This is a genomic window from bacterium, assembly GCA_029210965.1.
In the GTDB taxonomy this organism is placed as follows: Bacteria; BMS3Abin14; BMS3Abin14; order BMS3Abin14; family BMS3Abin14; genus JALHUC01.
The window spans coordinates 1-1,498 of record JARGFZ010000103.1; the positions used below are offsets into that span (position 1 = coordinate 1).

A 1,498-nucleotide genomic window follows, 5' to 3' on the forward strand; every position below is an offset into this window, starting at 1 on the left:
GGTCGGACAGGATCAAGGCGATGAAGCCATGATCTCGATTGTTGTTCCAGGAGATGACAACTAAACCTCCCGATTCTTTGATCCCACTACCTCATGGCGTGTAGCACCCGGCTTTGATCTCGCAGTGGATGTTCGTCTTCTCTAAAGGTACACGTGTTTCTAGTGTTTTCTGCCCCTACCCTGTGCATCCTTTTCTTTTCGTCATCGTAAATCCGGTTACTATGACATGAGTCCTCTGAAACAACTCAGATTGGGAGCCTCACGGTTGCCATTTTCGAATCAATCTTTCTGAATAGTCCACGCTGAAGGAAACCCAGGAAAGAAACAAAAACATTCGTGATCGCCTCTTCCATCTGTTTCTGAACGGCTCCTGCTTTTCTTATCTCTTCTCTCAGCTTCTCCTGATACCCATGAATACGCCGGATATTGGTCGTTGCCGCAGAAGCAATGACCATCATGCTCACACGGGGCTTTCCCCGTACAGGAAGTTTCCCGTTCCTGAAGGGATGTTTCACCGAGCGCATCGTTGACTCGGCCGCAGCACGCAGGTTCTTCCCACTGGCACGCATATCAGCACTTCGTTTGCGCCGTAAGGCAAGGTCTGTCTCTTGCTGCGAGAAACGCAGAACATGTCTGGGCTTGCGCTTGAGAGGTTCTGTTGGACATTGATCCACAAATGGGCAATCATTGCAAACTACGCTATCAAAGTAGGCCAGATAACGATCTTCATTTCTCCCTGGCTGCACTGCAACCCTCTGCCCGTGGGGACAAGTGACTTCCTGGGGTCGACCTTCGTCGTCGATCTCCCAATCGAAATCCTCTAATCCCAGCTTCTCTTCCGCAGGCTTGCGTCCCCGGATAGCGGTCTGGATCTGCTCGACTTTGGCTTCCCGCATGGCTTCATCCACATCTGGGCTTCCGTACCCACCGTCCGTGCAGATTTGCTTCACGTCGGTGCGCTCTTTCAAGTCCGGCAGCGCCTCCTTCAGCATGTCGGCGTCCTCAGTGTTGTTGGGCTCCACCTGTACCTTGTTGATCAGTTGGAACTTATTCTCGGGATCGCAGGTTTCTGTCAGATTGGCCACATAGCCACGGTAACCTTCGCCACCCTTGCGGCGATAGGTCGCTTCCCAGTCGTCCGGCGATTGCAAGCTTCCGGCGCTCAGTTCATCCCCCTGTTTGGAGCGCAACTTGTCTTCATCAAGGATGAAATGCTCTTCAAAGACACGCACCAGCATCTGGTAAGTGAGTTCCTGACCATAGTCAGCGCGCAGTTCCTCCACCAGCCGATGCATCAACACGCCAATGGGTTGAAGATGGTCAGTGACCTCTTCTCCCTTGATGCGGTAGACATACTGCCCCGAGCTTCCTTTCAGGTACGGCTCAAAGTCTTCTTTGTATCGTATTTGATCCCCCTGGCTGAGCATGCGATGCACTCGCTGCAGGACTTCAACTAGCAGTTGCAGACGGCTCGTCTCGCGGATATTGCTGGCGATCT

General features: G+C 52.6%; 1 protein-coding gene. It reads right to left on the reverse strand.

The features are described from left to right. Window positions 1–245: 245 nt before the first annotated feature. The coding region (locus tag P1S59_14450; GenBank protein ID MDF1527426.1) for a transposase at window positions 246–1,498 on the reverse strand (1,253 nt) is incomplete at its 5' end.